We start from the raw sequence: 17,586 nt of genomic DNA, 5'->3' as shown, positions 1-17,586 counted from the left end.
GTCTAACCATATATCTCCTGTGACAGACGGCGCGCCTCGTCCTTGGCCAGGTCAATCGCCTGATAGCGGGCCGCTTCGTCAAACCGTGTTCCCAAGCCAGACACGACAAGCGCGCCCATGAAGGCATCGCCTCGACCCAGAACGGGAACCGCAATCGATACGGTATTGGGGTCGCGCTCTCCCAAACTTATTGCATAGCCGCAGGACTTTATCTCCTCAGTCTTTGGGTCACTGCCATCAGAATAGGCCAGAATTAAATGTCCGGCCGCCCCTAAATTTAGCGGCAGGCGAACGCCTTCTTCCAGGTGATGCCGAATGGCCTGACTGCTGTTATGGCGCATCAGGCAAATCCGCGCATCGCCATCGCGCACATAAAAGGATGCGCTTTCCCCGGTTGTTTCAGACAGCCGCTTCAGGACCGGACGGACATGCGTTGCGACGTCAAATCGATTGCGGTACAGCGCGCCCAGACGCCAAAGCGTCGGTCCAAGCTGAAAATCCCCGTCCTCCCGCCGACGCAGATAGCCGTAGCTTTCCAGCGACACGCACAACCGAAGTATCGTGCTTTTATAAAGCCCGGTCTTTTGCGCGATTGTCTTTAGCGGAAGACTCTCATGATCCGATTCGAAACAATCCAGGATCGCCAACGCGCGCTCTACGGCCGCGACCCCCTTATCGCTCATTTCTTGAACGCATAATCACCACGCCTCCTGTCTTTTGGATTTTTACTTTACTTCAAACTTAACCCAAGTGTATTATAGAACGATGTTCTGTCAGATAGAACAAACGATTCTTAAAGCCATGCACAAGTGTGGTGAAACAACAGGTCGGCAATGACCGACCTGAAAAAGGGAGGAAGTCATGCGTAAGTTCCTTGCGACAGTTGTAGTTGCGTTTCCAATAAGCTTGGGTTTCGGTGTGGGCGCAAACGCCCAGGAAGTTATTTTCAGCGCCGTTGGTCCGACAACCCAAGATTATCAGATGGGGGTCGCCTGGTCGAACTTAATGGCGGAATCCGGATCGGATATCAAACTGACTGTTGTCGACAATGGCTCCGTAAAGGGCTTGCGGCAGGTCGCGGCGGGCCAGGCCGACATCGTCGCCATCGGCTCCCCCCATTACAAAGATGCCATTCAGCGCAGTGGTAAATTCAATGAAGACCCTGAAGATTTGGTCGAAAAATATAAAGACATGAGCACGCTGTTTGCGATCACGACCAGTGCTGCCCAATATGTTGCCCGCGTTGAAAGCGACATCAAAACCATTGCGGATTTCAAAGGCAAAACCCTGGCAATCGGTCGACCCGGCGGGAATGCAGGCCGCGTGACAATGGCGCTGTTCAAAGCCCATGGCATTGATCTGGAAGCCGGGGATGCCGACGGCCAATATCTGAAATACCAACCCGCACTGGATCAGATGGCGGATGGTACAATGGATGCGACGCTGGTGTGGGGTGGTGTGCCCCATGCGGGTGTTGACAATGCATCGCGCCAGATGAAGCTGCGCTTTGTTTCGCCAGACCCGGATAAGTTAGATGACTTCCGCAACAATATCACCAACGGCGAATACTATGTTTTTCAGGAAGTCTCCCCGGAAATCCTGAACAAGGCCTATGAAGGGCGCGTGCAAGCCGACAGCCCTGCGTATTTCTGGACCTTCCCTTTCATGATGGTTGTGCGCAATGATATGCCAGAAGAAACGGCTTATACGCTGGTGAAGACCTTTTGGGATAACATCGCAAAGGTGAATGACATGAGCCCGGCATTGGCGCTGATCCAAATGAAAAATGCCCTGACGGCGCTGTCTGCGCCGGTTCATCCTGGCGCGGCAAAATACTACCGCGAAGTAGGATTAATGCAGTAAGGAAGTAGGATTAATGCAGTAAGACTGGCAAAGTTTTCTGTTTAAGGGTCTGTTTCAATGCAAGACACCCCATCTAACCCCGCAGCAGCCCCAAAGGCGCTGCGGGTCCTTTTTCCCGCCTTGGGCAAACTGTGCTGTGTAGCATTGGCGGTGTTCATCGCCGCGACTACGGTTTTTGGGAAACTGCCCGCTGAGGCTCAATACAGCATCGCCCTGACATTAAGCATTGTCGCGGTTTTCCTGTTAAAGCCCGGTGTATTTCACGGAAATGGCGAACTGACCATGCGCATGGCCCTGGTCAATTCAATGTGGATCCTGGCGGCGCTGGGGACCGGCGGCTATTACCTGATGAATTATTACGACATTGCGGCGTTTCGGGAAGGCATCCCCAACACTGCTGATTTGACCTGCTATGCCATTGGTACGCTTGTGGTTGTTGAGGCCGCACGACGGGTCGAGGGTTGGGTTCTGGTTGGTATCGTCATCGCGGCCTTTCTTTACCTTGCCTATGGCCATTGGATGCCAGGCGTGTTGAACCACCGTGCAATGCCATTCTCCAATGCCCTGGAAGTCGCCTATAGTTACAAAGGGATCTATGGCATCGCCCTGGGCGCGGTGGTCGATGTTGTGATGGTCTTTGTCATTCTGGGGGCGGCCATTCGAATTTCAGGGGCTGGCGATTTTTTCAATTTCATCGCCATGCGGGCAACCAGTGGCTTGCGCTCCGGCCCGGCCCAGGCCGCCATCATAGCGTCGACATTGTTTGGATCGGTCAACGGGTCGGCCCCCGCCAATGTGGCGTCGACCGGTGTATTGACGATCCCAATGATGAAACGGGCAGGCTATACCGCCGGTTTTGCGGGTGGGGTAGAAGCGACCGCATCCTGCGTTGGTCAGATCATTCCGCCCATCATGGGCGTTGGCGCCTTCATCATGTCGGAGATAACCGGCATTCCGTATGCGACAATCATGTTGGTCGCCATCGTTCCTGCGTTCCTGTTCATTTTCTCACTGTCAGTCGCAGCCATACTGGAAGCCCAGCGTCTGGGAATCAAAGCCCAGGGAGAAGCCACCACTGACATGTGGACCGGACAACGGGCGTCGCAAGCACTTGTACTGGTATTGGGTTTCGGCACTTTGCTGGGCATGCTGTTTTCTGGCTTTTCCCCAACCTTCAGCGGTCTCAGCGCGGCGGGCGTTACTCTGTTTACCGGATTCGTATTACCGAAAACCCGTTTCGGATGGGAAGCCACCTGGGAATTCCTTGTGGATTCAGGCCGGGATGGCCTGTCTGTGCTGATCGCGTGTGCCGCCATTGGTGTGGTTATCGGCGCGGTAAGTTCCACCGGTCTGGGTGTGAAACTGAATCAGCTGATTGTCTCCATGGGATCGGGAGACCTGCTGCCCGCGCTTATCCTGGCGGCGATCTGTTCGATTGTGTTGGGCATGGGGCTGCCGACCGCAGCGTCTTATTTGATGGTCGTCTTTGTCGCCGGTCCATCGCTGATGGAATTGGGGGTCAGCCAGCTACAGACGCATTTCTTCGTCTTCTATTACGCCGTCCTGTCAGCAATCACGCCCCCCGTGGCATTGGCTGTCTTTGCCGCCGCCGCCATCGCGCGAGAGAAGCCTTTAGTCATTGCGGGCAATTCCCTAAGGCTGTGTGCTGTTGCCTTCGTTTTACCGATTGTCTGGATCTATCACCCGGAAATCTTCCTGGATACTCTCCGCGCCGACATGATTGGGCCGGCTTTGGCCGTATTTGCCGCCCTGACCTGCGCAATCATCGGGTTCAATGCCGCCCATATAGGGTATTTCTTCAGCCCCTTGCGGCTGTGGCATCGATTGGTATTAACACTTGGCGCGGCCGGTGCGGTTTACACAGATCCCTGGATACAAGCGGTCGCATGCGGCATGATCCTGCTGATCCTTGCGGACCGTTATATCGCTCAACGCCGCACCAGACTGGCCTGAAGGACGATCGGATGACCCCAGAAATTCAAATTCTCCAGGCAGAGTTGTGGAGCAGCATGCCAGACGCCCTGCGCCTGCAGGATCGGCCCTCCGGTTGGGTGACAGCAAATAAACCCGGCGCCAAGGTTGACAGCTTTCTGGAGGGACCAACCATGGCACCCGATGGTGCATTATGGGTGGTTGATATCCCGTATGGTCGAATCCTCCGTGTTGCGCCAGACGGTACCTGGACGGTTATGGCCGACTATGATGGCTGGCCCAACGGCATGCGCTATCGACCCGACGGTACGTTATGCATCGCCGACTACAAACGGGGAATTCTGCGCCTGGACCCTCAAACCGGGACCATAACCCCCCTGTTTGAGGGATATCGCAGTGAGGGATTTAAGGGCTGCAACGATCTGTGGTTCGCCCAGGACGGCACGTTGTTTTTCACTGATCAGGGGCAAACAGGGCTGCACGACCCCAGCGGTCGTGTCTATCGCGCCGGACCGGGTCTCAGCGACCTTGAGGTGCTTCTGGATACCGGACCCAGCCCCAATGGCCTGGTCACCAATCATGCTGGCACGGAATTATATGTCGCCATGACCCGCAGTTGTGAAATCTGGCGCATGCCGTTATTTGCCACGGGAACCAGCAAAGTCGGCCTTTTTGCGCGTCTGCCTGCCGGGCGCAGCGGGCCGGATGGATTGGCCCTGGACCGTCTAGGCAACCTGTATGTCTGCCATGCCAGCCGTGGTTCGGTTTTTGTCTATAACCCGCATGGCGACCAAATCGCCCGCATCGATTGTCAGGCCTTTGGGTTGACGACCACGAACCTGACATTTGGGGGGGCTGATTGCGACACCCTGTTCATCACTGTTTCTGATACCGGTATTATCGCAAAAGCGTCGATCAAAACCCTATTGGAATAGGGACCCGTGCCGGGTCATGGCAATCGCATCAAGATATGGTCTTACCGACGCTCCCGCGAAGGCCCCAGTTTTGGCGGATGATAGCCGGTGCCGCGGAAGTCTTCGGTATGGATCGGGCGGCGGACCTCATCTGCGCGGGCAAGGGTATTCAGGCATGCGCCCGCCCGTGTGCCTGGAGTCAGCAGACGGTCGAGCAGGTCAGAGCGATCTTCGATGGTTTGGGCGATGACGTGGATGACAATGCCTTCGCGCTGTAGTTTGCCGGTGACACGCATCAACCGCGCGGTCAAAAGGGGACGGCGGTAGCGCTCGAAGACATCGGTCCAGACAACGATATTGGCGGTGCCGGTTTCATCCTCGATGGTCGCGAAGATAACGCCATGGGCGCTGCCGGGACGTTGCCGAACCAGCACCAGTCCGGCGACAGAAACGGTTGTCCCATCCTTTGCATCAGCGAGATGCAGGGCAGGCAGACAGCCCGCCAGGGGCGCATCGGCCTGATCGCGCACCAGGGTGAGCGGATGCGCCTTCAGGCTGAGGCGTAAACTGGCGTAATCCTCTGCGACCTCCTCGCCCAGTGTTGCCTTCGGCAGGTCGACGGGCAATTCCCGCCCCCGATCGCTTTCATTCGCGGCCTCGAACAGCGGCAGGGGCCTGTCGCCACCAATCCCACGCAGGGCCCAGATCACCTGACGCCGCGAGAGATGCAGTGAGGTAAACGCATCCGCCTCCGCCAATGCTGTCAGGCTGCGCCGCTTCAGGCCCGCGCGTCGCCACAGATCGGCGGGGTGGCGATAGCCGTTGGCGCGGGCGGCGGTAACCCATTCCGCCTCTGTCTGCTTCAACCCCTTCACCTGACGCAGCCCCAAACGCAGCGCAAAGCCCCCTTCCGCCGGTTCCAGCGTACAATCCCAGTCGGAATGATTGATATCAGGCGGGCGCACCGCGACACCATGGTCCTGCGCATCCCGCACGATCTGGGCCGGGGCATAGAAGCCCATCGGCTGGCTGTTCAACAGCGCACAAGCGAAGGCGGCGGGATAATGCCGCTTCATCCAGGCCGAGACATAGACCAGCAGTGCGAAACTGGCGGCATGGCTCTCAGGAAAACCGTATTCCCCGAAGCCTTCGATCTGCCGCCAGCATCGCTCTGCAAAGTCCGGCGGGTAGCCGTTCTGGGCCATTCCGGTAAGGAACTTGCCACGAAAGTTTTCAATCGTACCGACCTTGCGGAAGGTCGCCATCGCACGGCGTAATTGATCGGCCTCCTCCGGGCTGAACCTGGCTCCGACAATGGCGATCTTCATCGCCTGTTCCTGAAACAGTGGCACGCCCAGCGTCTTCTCCAGCACGGCACGCAATTCGGGAGAAGGATAATCCACCACCTCCTCCCCATTGCGGCGACGCAGATAGGGATGAACCATATCACCCTGAATCGGACCGGGGCGAACGATGGCAACCTCGATCACCAGGTCATAGAAATTGCGCGGCTTCATACGCGGCAGGAAGCTCATCTGCGCCCGGCTCTCGACCTGGAAAACACCCAGGGAATCCGCCCGGCACAGCATATCATAAGTCGCCGTGTCCCCCGGTGGCACCCCGGCCAAATCAACACTGCGGCCATGATGCCCACGGATCAGATCGAAACAGCGGCGGATACAGCTCAACATGCCAAGCGCCAGAACATCCACCTTAAGAATGCCCAGCGTATCAAGGTCATCCTTGTCCCACTGGATGACGGTGCGGTTTTCCATCGCGGCATTCTCCACCGGCACGATGCTGTCGAGGCGGCTGTCGGTGATCACGAAACCGCCGACATGCTGGCCCAGATGGCGTGGGAAGCCGGTGATCTGTCCAATCAGGGCCAGGGTCAGGTGCAGGCGTTCGTCACAGGGATCCAGCCCGATCTCCACCAGCCGTTCGGTCATGGCGGACGGATCAGATGAGCCCCAGACCTGAGAGGCCATCAGTGTCACCGTATCCTCACTCAGCCCCATCGCCTTGCCAACGTCGCGGATCGCACCGCGCGCCCGATAGCGGGTGACAGTGGCCGTCATCGAGGCGCGGTCACGACCATATTTTGTATAGATATACTGGATCACCTCCTCCCGGCGTTCGTGTTCGAAATCGACATCAATATCAGGGGGCTCATTACGAGCGGCGGAGATGAAACGTTCGAACAACAGGTCCAGCCGGTTCGGATCAATAGCGGTGATGCCAAGACAATAGCAGACCGCAGAATTGGCCGCCGAGCCGCGCCCCTGACAAAGAATATCCCGACTGCGGGCGAAACGGACCAGATCCTCCACCGTCAGAAAATAGGGGGCATAGCCCAATTCTCCAATCAACCGCAATTCATGCTCCACGATGCTGCGCACCTTGGCCGGAATGCCGCCCGGATAGCGCTGTGCGGCACCCGCCCAGGTCATCCGCTCCAGCACCGCCTGGGGTGTTTCCTCTGTGCCCAAAACCTCGCTGGGATAATCGCTGGAAAGTTCGTCCAGCGAGAAGCAGCAGCGCTCCAGGATATCAAGCGTTGCCGCACAGGCTTCCTCATAGCCCTGGAACAACCGCGCCATCTCTGCTGCACTCTTCAGATGCCGCTCTCCATTGCGAGCCAACAGGGTGCCTGCGGTATCGATAACCTGCTTCTCTCGGATACAGGTCAGCACATCGGCCAGCGGACGGCGGGCGGGGCTGTGCATCAGGACATCATTCACCGCGACCAGACGCAGACCCAATGCCCGGGCGATTGCCGCATGACGGGCAATGCGCCGGTCATCGTCGCCACGATGCAAGTGGCTGGCGGCGAGATAGAGTTCCTGTGGACCGGCAACGGCTTTCAGGCGCAGAAGCTGTTTGGAAAGGGCGGCCCTGTCCATACTTTCATCGGCCAGCACGATCAGCACAGTATCCTGGGCGGCAGCCAGCACGTCGTCCAGATACAGCAGGCAAGACCCCTTCTCCGCCCGGCGGCGGCCCAGGGTGATCAATTGCGACAGACGGCCATAGGCGGCGCGGTCTCTGGGATAGGCGATCAGAGGGGGGGCATCCTGCAGATCCAGACGGGCACCGATCAGCAGCGGCAGGCCCGCCTGCTTGGCCGCCTTATGGGCCCGCACCACGCCCGCCAAACTGTTGCGGTCTGCAACGCCAAGGCCCGCCAGGCCCAGCGCTTTTGCCTGCACCACCAGTTCATCAGCATGGGAGGCCCCTTCCAGGAAACTGAAATTGGTCATGCAACACAGTTCGGCATAGCGTTGCATCGCAGATCACCACAAACCGTGCAGGAACCAGTGCGACCGGGGCGTATCAGCTTTCCCCGATTCCGCGCCTGATCCTGCATGCGACCCTGCGGTTCCGTCGCGGTAGATCCAGAACCGCTGACCCGCTTCGTCCTCAACCTGCCAATAATCCCGTGCGCCTGCGGCCCAGGCCGCATCCCGCCGCCACCAGTCAGGCGCGATCCGCTCCGGTCCCTGTGCGATCCGAACCCTATGCTCACGCCCCTGCAAGCGAAAGCGCACCAGCGGATCGCCGGGCCTTGGCGCGTGCAGCGGCACCAGCGGGATCGGTTGACCCAGCAGGCGGGTCGGGCGACCGACAGTACGGGGCCAACCGCCTGCCGGGTCTCGTCGCGACGACACTGCGGGGCGCGGCCCCTGGGCGGTATCCGGCAGGCGGCTATCGACCGAGGCGAGGCGGAACAGATTCTCTGCTCCCAGCCGGTTTATCAGCCGGTCACAGACCGACGCCAGCCGGTCGTCTGCAACTGTATCCTCGGTTCCGCTATCCTCAGTCAGGGCCCCGCTGTCGATCTGGTCATGCTCAAAAGGTTCAACAATCGGGGCGGTCAGGATCAGGCAGTCGATCCCAAAGCCGGGATCCAGGCTTTCCAGTTTCTCTGCCAGCAAGCGCATCAGCGGCGGGACGGCCCGGACCGGACGGCTGGTGCCGATGGTGATCTCCTGCACCGTGCCGTCGGCGCGGCAGGCGGTCAGGGTCAGGCGTCGGCAGCCCATGGCCTTCGCCTGTAGCTGTACCGAGAGGTCCGAGAGCAGCTGGGTAAGCGCGGCATCAATATCACTGCGCAGGCCAATCGGATCGGCGAAGGCAAGGCGGAGACGATAGGGCGTGGCTGGACGCCGGGGGGCTATCGGATGCGATGCCTGTCCAAGCAACCGGTCGAGGGCGGAGACCACCACTGGTCCAAAGCGGGTGGCCAGCGCCGCACGGGGCAGTTGATACAGATCCCCCAAATAGTGCAGACCGACCCGGTGCATTCCTGACAGCGCATCACGATCCATCGCCCCTTCTGCCAGCGCAAGAGCTGAGACCGGCAGATCGGCAAGGGCCGTGCTCAGACCACGGCGTTTGCTGACCACACAATCCTGCGGCCCATGGAGCGCCAGCGCGATGGCCGCGGCGGGACTGGCAGCCAGGGCGGCACGTACCGACAGGCCGGTGCGACGCAGCCGATCACGGACATCCTCCAACATCGCCTTCTCCCCCCCGAAAAGATGTGTGCAGCCTGTTGCTTCAATCACCAATCTGTCGCTGCCCGCAACCGCCACAAGCGGCGAATAACGGTCGCACCAGTCCGCCAGACGCTGCACCAGGGCCGCATCGGCAATGGGGTCCAACGGTTCAGCGCGAAGATCGGGATGAATCGCGCGGGCGCTTGCCAGTGTCATGCCGGGGGACAGCCCCTCACGCGCCGCCAGTGCATCGACAGCGGCCAGGAAGACGCCTGATCCTGCGCGGCGCGTTGCAACCAGTGCCCGCTCTGTATTGATCTGCTTCTCCCGGCGTAAGCGGTCCGTCGATAGACAGGGAAACCAGAGCGCAAGATACAGCGGATTCAGACGGGAGATGGGGGCTGTCGTCATGCCGGGACGCTCCAGCACCCTTCTTCGCCAATCCTGTCCGCACTTCCCCCGCGCTGCCGTTGCAGTACCAGGCGCCAATGGGGATCGATCATTGCCCCCTGCCGGATGGAGGGTATCGGGTCGACTTGCCATCGGCTTGCCGCGATGCCAGGGGCCAGCACCGGACCATGTCCCTGCACCTCACGCAGGATCAGGCCCAGCGCGCCCCCGCGCCCGGCCGCCAGATGCAGGCGGCGGCTGGGGATCAAGCCAACCGGGTCGGCGGGCTGCAGCACCACAGCCGTGAAAGCGCCAGAACGCAGGGCTTCTTCAGCGATCCAGCAGCCTTCGCTGCCATTTCGGGCCCGGGCGATGATCAGTCGATCCGGCAGATCGCCCTGGCCGACCTGCACCAGTCCCGGCCCGTAAAGTGTGGTCTTCTGCCCGGCTGGATGGCACCACAGCACTGCCCCCTTCAGCCGCCCCAACAGCCGTATGGCAAACCCTGTTGCCGCCCTACCCCCGACCTCATGCAACGCGCCCAGGCCAAGCCCGCCCCCCAGCGCCGCATCCGGTTCCTCCCAGCCCAGCGCCACAGAGCGATGACACCGGGGGCGATCCCGCGCCTCAATGCGCCGCATCAGCCCCCGCGCCCTATCAAGCGCCGAACGCCGCCGGTCCTCCTGCGCTTCCTCCAACCGCATGGGGTGCATCTCCGATTAGTTTATTCATACTATGTTCTTTAATATAGTCTACTAATGTTCTTATCAAGGGGGGCGAGGAGATAGCGACCCAAGTTGCATAAACGATCTATAAACAGGTCTTTAAAAAGCCTAAAGCCCTTTTTATAGAACAAATCATTGCAAAACTGACTTGAAATATACTATCTTGACCCATAAATAATCTTTTAAGGGCTTTTATGCCCTGTTAATGGAACAGGATTAATCGCAGTGGCAAAGCCGAACACCCGACCTTATTCCCGTTACGGACTGGAAGCTGCTGAACTGCTGGGGCTGTTGATTCACGACGCGCGCACTGAGCGAGGACTGACGGTCGCGGAAGCTGCTGAACGCGCAGGCATATCACGCGGGCTGGTCCACAGGATCGAGAATGGCGAGATGGGCTGCTCCATCGGTGCCGTCTTTGAGCTCGCTGCCATCGTTGGCGTGCCGCTCTTTGAACCAGAGCCCTCCATCCTGACCCGCCATCTTGCAGCGGCACGAAGCAAGCTGACCCTGTTGCCGAAGAAAGTGCGCAAAAGCACAAAGGCGGTGAAGGATGATTTCTAAGCCCCGTCATGATGAAGCGTATGTCTGGGTATGGCTGCCCGACGCAACCCAGCCGGTTGTCGCTGGCCGCCTCGCCCGTGATGGCGATGGCCTGATTTTCAACTATGGCCGTCGCTACCTGGAGCTTGAAGGAGCTATTCCCCTCTATCTGCCTGAGCTGCCCTTACGTACAGGTGCAATCCCCCCTGAGCCGGGCCTGAACATGGCAGGCTGCCTGCGCGATGGCGCACCAGATGCCTGGGGGCGGCGTGTGATCCTGAATAGAACCTTTGGCATCAAGGGCGAGGATGCCGATATCGGCGCAATCGACGAACTGACCTATCTGCTTGAATCCGGCTCCGACCGCATTGGTGCGCTCGACTTTCAGCTATCCCCGACAAGATATGTTCCCCGTTCTGTACAGGCCGCCACTCTGGAGGAATTGCTCACCGCCGCAGAGAAGGTCGAAAGGGGCATTCCCCTCACTCCTGAGCTGGATCAGGCCCTGTTTCATGGCAGTTCGCTGGGCGGCGCACGACCCAAGGCCATGATTGAGGAAGACGAAAAGAAGCTGATCGCCAAGTTCTCCTCGTCCTCGGACACCTACAACGTGGTGAAGGCGGAATTCATCGCCATGCGGCTTGCTGCCAAGGCCGGTCTCAACGTTGCGCCGGTGCGCCTGGCCCATGTCGCGGGGAAGGATGTGCTGCTGGTCGAACGTTTTGACCGCCTGCACATAGGTGACGCCTGGCAGCGGAAAGCCATGGTCTCGGCGCTGACGATATTCGGGCTCGATGAGATGATGGCCCGCTATGCCAGCTATGCCGATCTGACCGAAGTGATCCGGCATCGTTTCAGCCAGCCAAAGGACACATTGCGCGAATTGTTCGGGCGACTGGTGTTCAACATCCTGTGCGGCAACACCGACGACCATGCCCGCAACCATGCCGCCTTCTGGGATGGCAAGTCACTCCACCTGACCCCCGCCTATGATATCTGCCCGCAAAGCAGAACCGGCAACGAGGCCAGCCAGGCCATGCTGATTACCGATAACAATCGGCGCAGCACGCTCGCGACCTGCATCGAGGCGGCTCCCAACTTCCTGCTCGATAAACAAACCGCTGCGGGAGTTATTCAGGACATGCTGGCAATCCTGCGAACGGAATGGGAAGCAACCTGCAATGAGGCCTGTCTCTCAGACGTGGATCGAAACCTGTTCTGGGAGCGGATATTCCTCAACCCCTATATTTTTGAGGGCAACGAGAATCTGTGACGGGGTGCCGCGGCCACACCGATGCATTCCATGGCGACGGAATGGCCATACGAAGCCGGAAATGACCGTATATTACTTGATAAAGGCAGAGGCTCTAAGACCCCGAAAACCGCCGTACGACATTCTCCAACAGGCGGGAGACGGCGTTATCATAATTATTGCAGGGCAGACTGCCGCAAAAGGTGATCGACCCGACAGAAAACACCGCGCCCCCGGATGGCGTGTCGAAATAAATGATATCTGAACGGATCAAGTCCGCGGGAGGGTCACCGGTCGTTGTGCTGACATGGGTCAGCATTTCTTCTGGCGCGACGACATAAGTGTCGGCATGGGCTTCGGATTGGGCGACAATAATTGCATTCTCTGGTGATCCCAGCAGCGGATCATAACGGTCCAGTTCATAACCTGCGGCACCACTGCCAGACAGGCCCTCATTCCCAAAGACATCCCCCTCAACACCCTCAAACATCCATTGCGCCTTGTCGCAATAGGACTGCGCTGTGCGACGATAATAGGATCCATTAAAGGTCCCCTGAGCGGAAAACCCGACACCCGTCAAAATCTGCGGCGGGCGCCCATTGCGTCGCCACAGGCCACCATACTGGCCGTCCAGGGCATTATAATATTCACCGGGCTGTGCCGCCCAGGTTCGGATGCCGCCTTCATTGCGTCGGATTTCCGCAATCCCTGGAATGGTATCAGACACCGCAATCCGCCAGTAAAATCCGTTACCCCCCAGATAACACAGATTCCCCCCCTGATCCGTATATCCCTGAAAGGCATCCAGGGATCGTTCAGTATGGTATTCGGGGTGGGTACAGGTCAGAACCGTCCGATATGGATTTAATGCGTCCGCGCCATCGCGTTCCAGTTGATGATCTGTGACCACATCAAAGTCCAACCCCTTATTCTCCAGCCAGGACCACAGATGGCTGTCCGCCTGATAGTGACGCAATCCTGACCCACAACGCGGCGCCAGCAGGGTCAAATAGCCCGAGCGTAAATTTATCAATGGCCTGCGCCATGAACACAGGCTGATACCGGATCCATCCGGATGCAGATTATAGCTGGATTGGCTGAACTGGCTTTGGCGCTCTGGATTATACGGATAAGCACCCCAGTCTTTCATCCGTTGCTCAATTGCAGGGCCATAATCATAACGCCCATTATTGCCGTACATGACATAGGTATAGGTGGGGATGACGACGCAGATCGACGCACGCGGATGACCCAACGGGGCGGCAACAAAGAACGGAACAAAGTCCGTCTCCTCCCCACAGCGCAAGCGCATGGCATAGTTGCCGCTTTTAAAATCCTTCGGGATTTCAAAAGTGAAATCATCTTCCCATCTACAATCGTGACAATCATCTTCATGAAAATGAATGGCTGCATAGTCCTGCGGCGCATGACGCCAGCACATTTCGTGCCCCCGCCAACTCACGCCAGTCACGCCCCTGGTCGGCATGTTCACCAGAGTTCCGTGAAATCCATTCGGGCCAATATCTGAAATCCTGTCACTACCAATTCCCTTAGAAAAATCCCAGGCGGCGAAACATCCTGTCGGTACATTTTCAGCAAAGGGATCTGCGCCGACTGCGTGGCTTGAATAGAGTCTAGGAGCTTCTAAACGGCCATTGAACAGATTATCGGGCGTCCCGACTATATTCCTGGCCGCAATCGTAACCTGGGACAGATCAGATAGTTTCAATGCATCCTTGGTGGACAGCTGGCCGGAAACGGTCATCACAGTCGTGATTTTCCGGGCATCCTGAAACACCAATTTGGCATTGCCGGTCATGAAGTCGATAGACGCTGTAAGGCGATACCATTGGCGCAGGCGTGGCTGCGTCTGAAGGCACAAGCGATCTGTCTGACCCTCCCGCGCTAGAGAAAGGGCCGGACCATCACGATCAAGGCAAAGCTCCAACACCACCCCAGTCGCAGGGTCCCCGATGGCAATCAGCGTCTGGCGATCACGATCCAACAAGAACGGGCATACCATAACGGCAAGCGTTAGCTGCTGATGTTCGGTTGCACGATTGAGCGGCACCACAGCATAAGAGCCCAATGCATAGTCCTGGAACCGTGAGGGATACTGCCCATTACAGGTGGCATGGACTTCTTCATGGATGATACCTGGACCATCGGGATTCGGATCTGCCGATATAATTCGGACCACTTGAACGTCATAGGGTTGATCGCTGGTGGAACTGACTTTGAAGCCAAGGCTTTCACCTGGGCGGGCGCCAAGCTCATTGGCATAGCCGATTAGCGGGATCATCCTTTCACCGCCCCAGCTGCCAAGCCACGTATGAAGAACCGACTGAGGAAGGTGAACATCACAAACAACGGCAGTGCGATTAATGTCGACCCCGCCATCAATTCCCCCCACCGCAATTCATACAATCCCACCATTGTATCAAGGCCGACTGGCAGGGTTTTGTTGACATCACTGCTGATCATGACCAGTGCGAAGACATAGTCGGTCCAGGATAATAAGAAGGCAAAAATCGCGACGGTTACGATCCCTGGCAAAGTCAGGGGCAGGACCACCAGGATAAAGGCCTTCAACCGGGAACACCCATCCACCATGGCGGCTTCTTCCACATCTGTTGGAATCTGTTTGAAAAAGCCCCACAGCAGCCAAACACCCAGCGGCAGCGCCAGGGTCGTGTGTGAAATGATCAGCGACAGCAATGTGTCTGGAATACCGATCTGGACGAACAATGTTGCCAGCGGGATCGCCAGCAAAAGGGGCGGAAACATATACGCATACAGCATAGTGCCGATTACCAGGCTCTTACCGCGAAACTGAAGCCGGGTAACCGAATAGGCGATCAGCACAGACAACACGATTGTCACCGCCACCGTGCCAGAGGCCACAATGACTGAATTCATGAACCAGGTTGGATAGTCCGTCAGTTCCAACAAGGTCGAAAAGTTTTCCAGCGTAAACGGCACAGGAATGAAATCGATTGAACTGTAAATGGTCCGTGCGTCACGAAAACTGGTATTGATCATCCAGTAAACCGGGAACACGGAATACACGACCATGCACAACAGCAGAAGCCAATAGATTGTTCGAGAAATCGGCTTGGTCATCGTCAATCAATCCTTCTGCTCTAAGGGAAAAAAGTGGAAATACAAAAGGATGATTGCCGACAGAATTAAGAAGGATATGGACGACACTGCGGCCCCAAGGCCCACGTCATACATTTCGAACGCCAGGCGATAAGAGAAGACGGGCAATTGTTCCGTCGCATGCTGTGGCCCGCCCTGGGTCATCAGCCAGATGATGTCGAATTTGTTGAACATCCAGATCGCGCGCAACAGCAACACGACAAGCAGAACGGAGCGAAGCTGTGGCAAGGTTACATGCCAAAACCGCTGCCAGGGACCAGCGCCATCGATGCGCGCAGCCTCATACAACTCCTCTGGAATGGATTGCAGGCCCGCAAGACAGGTCAGCGTCACAAAGGGTGTCCAGATCCAGACACTGATGAGTACGACCGTCAACATTGCCAGGGTCGGGTCTTCACCCCAGGGGATATAGTCGAATCCAAAGACCTTCGCGACCACGGTCAGGATCCCAACCGACCCGTCCAGCATCCAACGAAAAGTTAAGGCAACCACGACTGTGGGCAATAGATAGGGAAGAACCGCAAGGCCCCGAATGACCGGCATGCCGGGAAACTCCCGCGCCAGCAAAAGCGCAAAGCCGATACCCAACACAATTTGAAGAAATATCGTCAGCCCAGCGAAAACAACGCCACGCCCCAGCGCCTGCCAGAATTCAGGCATTGCCAGCACTTTTATATAATTTGCAAACCAGACCCATTCGGGTTCGGAAACCAGAGACTCCCGATGCTGGAAACTCAGTTCCAGGGCATAGAATGCTGGATAAAGCACCAGCACGGCCGTAAAGGCCAAGGCCAGAAATAGAATTACATAAATGACGCGATCACTGGGCATAGGGGTAGGTCCCGTATAGGGGTAGCACAGAGGTGCCGGTTGCATAAGAGCAACCGGCACCTCCCGCTTCCTTAAGAGGCGATGACTTTGCGAATTTTGGCCGCAGCCGCCTTCACGCTGTCTTCACCGGACAATCCGTTCAGAATACGATCCTGCAGCATTTCCGGCAGGGCGTAAGACCGGAAGACCTTACCTGCACGCACATCAGGCTCAGGCCCTTCTGTATCGATCGAACGAATGATGACATCTGGGTCATTCAACACACGCTTTTGCATCGCGATGATATCCGCAAAGGTTTCCAGTGCAGGATGCGCCAGCCATCGGGCATCTTCATAGATGTCCAGACGGGTTGGCTGATAATGCACGGGAGAGCTGTGCAGGAAGTTGATCAGATGTTCGTCGGAGAACCATTCCAGGAACTTCAACGCCTCATCTGTCATCGCTGTGTCCAAGACAACCCAGCCATCATACCCATGATTGACCGCAAACTTCTTGCCATCTTTCGACGGGAACAGGAAGGACGAAACCTGCTGCGCCTTGTCCGGCATGGTCATATTCATCTGGTCAATCAGGCGACCGGTTCCTGGTGTATGGGAAATGATCCCGCCCTGGAAATCCCCGACCAGATTGGCCCAGCCAGCCTGCATTGGCGATGGCGGCATATACTGGGTAAGGTCCGCCATGAAGTCGACATATTCCGCTGCCTTGGGAAGAATTTCCGGCGAATCCAAGATAACATTCCAATTGTCGTCAAACAACTTAACGCCATTTGCCCACATATAACCAAAGGCGGTGTAGTTCGTTGCGCCATTACTGCCAATCGGGTGGACAACACCGCTTGCCAATTGGCCTTCACCAGTTCCTGTCACGCTGGCAAGGTTGCCCATATACTGGTCCCAATTCTGGGGCTCAGACAGGCTTTTTGCGGCATACATATCTTTCCGATAGTTGATCCAGCACAGATTGTAATCGTACGGATACCAGAAGTTGTCCCCATTCACGGGGTAGAGAATCTTCGGACCCCATTCATATTTCTTGATGATGCTGTTCAGCGGCACAATCTTCTTTTCATTGGCCAGCAACAGCACGTCGCCAAAGAAACTTAAGGTCCCAATGTCATAAGGACGACCTGATTGAATTGACGTCTGCAGCTTCTCAAAAGCCTTGCCGCCCGGCACGCTGTCCATCTGAACCTTGATGCCGGTTTCCTTTTCATACTGTGCCGCCGCGAAACGCATGGCCCGGACACTATCAGCGCTGGGTTCTGCATTCAGAAAGCGGATGGTTTTATCCGCCGCCAGAACATTGGGGGCAGACAAAGCAAAAGGTACCATGGACGCCGCGCCCAGCCCCTTTACCACGGACCGTCTTGAAATGCCGTTCCCCATCAGTTTTTTACCGGACCGTGGCAAATTTGTATCATTCGTATCAGCCATGATGCTCCTCCTTCCGAC

The 17,586-nt window shown here is 57.4% G+C and carries 13 protein-coding genes; 5 read left to right on the top strand and 8 right to left on the bottom strand.

Features of this window, described 5'->3' with window-relative positions; all coding sequences use genetic code 11:
• Window positions 1-2 precede the first annotated feature (2 nt).
• The gene (locus tag ACOSDR_RS11280; protein WP_420724959.1) at window positions 3-683 is read right to left on the bottom strand and encodes an IclR family transcriptional regulator; all 681 of its coding nucleotides are present in this window, start codon (window positions 681-683) and stop codon (window positions 3-5) included.
• Window positions 684-861: 178 nt separating this feature from the next.
• Here ACOSDR_RS11280 and ACOSDR_RS11275 point away from each other — a divergent pair, with 178 nt between their 5' ends.
• From ACOSDR_RS11275 to ACOSDR_RS11265, 3 genes are read left to right on the top strand one after another with little or no spacing between them, the layout of a single operon-like run.
• A complete protein-coding gene (locus ACOSDR_RS11275) occupies window positions 862-1,863 on the top strand; it encodes a TAXI family TRAP transporter solute-binding subunit (protein ID WP_420731297.1) in 1,002 nt (333 codons plus the stop codon).
• A gap of 57 nt (window positions 1,864-1,920) precedes the next feature.
• Window positions 1,921-3,837, top strand: a complete 1,917-nt coding sequence (locus ACOSDR_RS11270; RefSeq protein ID WP_420731296.1) for a TRAP transporter permease — start codon at window positions 1,921-1,923, stop codon at window positions 3,835-3,837.
• 11 nt (window positions 3,838-3,848) lie between these two features.
• Complete coding sequence (locus ACOSDR_RS11265; protein ID WP_420731295.1) at window positions 3,849-4,751, top strand: SMP-30/gluconolactonase/LRE family protein; 903 nt, start codon at window positions 3,849-3,851, stop codon at window positions 4,749-4,751.
• Window positions 4,752-4,792: 41 nt separating this feature from the next.
• On the opposite strand, the gene ACOSDR_RS11260 is transcribed toward ACOSDR_RS11265, so the two are convergent.
• From ACOSDR_RS11260 to ACOSDR_RS11250, 3 genes are read right to left on the bottom strand one after another with little or no spacing between them, the layout of a single operon-like run.
• On the bottom strand, window positions 4,793-8,017 hold the full coding sequence (locus tag ACOSDR_RS11260; protein WP_420731293.1) for an error-prone DNA polymerase: 3,225 nt from the start codon (window positions 8,015-8,017) through the stop codon (window positions 4,793-4,795).
• Between the two features lie 6 nt (window positions 8,018-8,023).
• Window positions 8,024-9,640, bottom strand: a complete 1,617-nt coding sequence (locus ACOSDR_RS11255) for a Y-family DNA polymerase (protein WP_420731292.1) — start codon at window positions 9,638-9,640, stop codon at window positions 8,024-8,026.
• Entirely contained in the window at window positions 9,637-10,323 is a 687-nt protein-coding gene (locus ACOSDR_RS11250; protein ID WP_420731291.1) for an ImuA family protein, read from the bottom strand. The genes ACOSDR_RS11255 and ACOSDR_RS11250 overlap by 4 nt, the downstream gene beginning before the upstream one ends.
• 246 nt (window positions 10,324-10,569) lie before the next feature.
• On the opposite strand from ACOSDR_RS11250, the gene ACOSDR_RS11245 reads away from it, so the two are divergent.
• Both ACOSDR_RS11245 and ACOSDR_RS11240 read left to right on the top strand, forming a co-directional pair.
• Entirely contained in the window at window positions 10,570-10,908 is a 339-nt protein-coding gene (locus tag ACOSDR_RS11245; protein ID WP_420731290.1) for a helix-turn-helix transcriptional regulator, read from the top strand.
• Window positions 10,898-12,160 (top strand): type II toxin-antitoxin system HipA family toxin, encoded by a 1,263-nt coding sequence (locus ACOSDR_RS11240; RefSeq protein WP_420724967.1) that lies wholly within the window; start codon window positions 10,898-10,900, stop codon window positions 12,158-12,160. Before ACOSDR_RS11245 ends, ACOSDR_RS11240 begins: the two co-directional genes overlap by 11 nt.
• A gap of 94 nt (window positions 12,161-12,254) precedes the next feature.
• Here ACOSDR_RS11240 and ACOSDR_RS11235 read toward each other — a convergent pair whose 3' ends face one another.
• The 4 genes from ACOSDR_RS11235 to ACOSDR_RS11220 form a co-directional block, all read right to left on the bottom strand.
• Window positions 12,255-14,441 (bottom strand): N,N-dimethylformamidase beta subunit family domain-containing protein, encoded by a 2,187-nt coding sequence (locus tag ACOSDR_RS11235; protein WP_420731289.1) that lies wholly within the window; start codon window positions 14,439-14,441, stop codon window positions 12,255-12,257.
• Window positions 14,438-15,262, bottom strand: coding sequence for a carbohydrate ABC transporter permease (locus tag ACOSDR_RS11230; RefSeq protein ID WP_420724969.1), 825 nt, complete (start codon window positions 15,260-15,262; stop codon window positions 14,438-14,440). The genes ACOSDR_RS11235 and ACOSDR_RS11230 overlap by 4 nt, the downstream gene beginning before the upstream one ends.
• A 6-nt stretch (window positions 15,263-15,268) precedes the next feature.
• Window positions 15,269-16,132, bottom strand: coding sequence for a carbohydrate ABC transporter permease (locus ACOSDR_RS11225; protein WP_420724970.1), 864 nt, complete (start codon window positions 16,130-16,132; stop codon window positions 15,269-15,271).
• A 71-nt stretch (window positions 16,133-16,203) separates the two neighbouring features.
• Window positions 16,204-17,568, bottom strand: a complete 1,365-nt coding sequence (locus tag ACOSDR_RS11220; RefSeq protein ID WP_420724971.1) for an ABC transporter substrate-binding protein — start codon at window positions 17,566-17,568, stop codon at window positions 16,204-16,206.
• Window positions 17,569-17,586: the final 18 nt, after the last annotated feature.

It is taken from the genome of Hwanghaeella sp. 1Z406, from assembly GCF_048892425.1.
Classification (GTDB): Bacteria; Pseudomonadota; Alphaproteobacteria; order UBA8366; family Aestuariispiraceae; genus Pacificispira.
The sequence above is the reverse complement of the archived record's forward strand: the minus strand, read 5'-3'. Positions and strand labels throughout refer to the sequence as shown.

Coding starts and splice junctions, on each gene's coding strand:
- ACOSDR_RS11235 (WP_420731289.1), bottom strand. CDS start 14,441: ATGATCCCGCTAATCGGCTATGCCAATGAGCTTGGCGCCCGCCCAGGT.
- ACOSDR_RS11280 (WP_420724959.1), bottom strand. CDS start 683: ATGAGCGATAAGGGGGTCGCGGCCGTAGAGCGCGCGTTGGCGATCCTG.
- ACOSDR_RS11260 (WP_420731293.1), bottom strand. CDS start 8,017: ATGCAACGCTATGCCGAACTGTGTTGCATGACCAATTTCAGTTTCCTG.
- ACOSDR_RS11225 (WP_420724970.1), bottom strand. CDS start 16,132: ATGCCCAGTGATCGCGTCATTTATGTAATTCTATTTCTGGCCTTGGCC.
- ACOSDR_RS11270 (WP_420731296.1), top strand. CDS start 1,921: ATGCAAGACACCCCATCTAACCCCGCAGCAGCCCCAAAGGCGCTGCGG.
- ACOSDR_RS11265 (WP_420731295.1), top strand. CDS start 3,849: ATGACCCCAGAAATTCAAATTCTCCAGGCAGAGTTGTGGAGCAGCATG.
- ACOSDR_RS11230 (WP_420724969.1), bottom strand. CDS start 15,262: ATGACCAAGCCGATTTCTCGAACAATCTATTGGCTTCTGCTGTTGTGC.
- ACOSDR_RS11250 (WP_420731291.1), bottom strand. CDS start 10,323: ATGCGGTTGGAGGAAGCGCAGGAGGACCGGCGGCGTTCGGCGCTTGAT.
- ACOSDR_RS11220 (WP_420724971.1), bottom strand. CDS start 17,568: ATGGCTGATACGAATGATACAAATTTGCCACGGTCCGGTAAAAAACTG.
- ACOSDR_RS11240 (WP_420724967.1), top strand. CDS start 10,898: ATGATTTCTAAGCCCCGTCATGATGAAGCGTATGTCTGGGTATGGCTG.
- ACOSDR_RS11275 (WP_420731297.1), top strand. CDS start 862: ATGCGTAAGTTCCTTGCGACAGTTGTAGTTGCGTTTCCAATAAGCTTG.
- ACOSDR_RS11255 (WP_420731292.1), bottom strand. CDS start 9,640: ATGACGACAGCCCCCATCTCCCGTCTGAATCCGCTGTATCTTGCGCTC.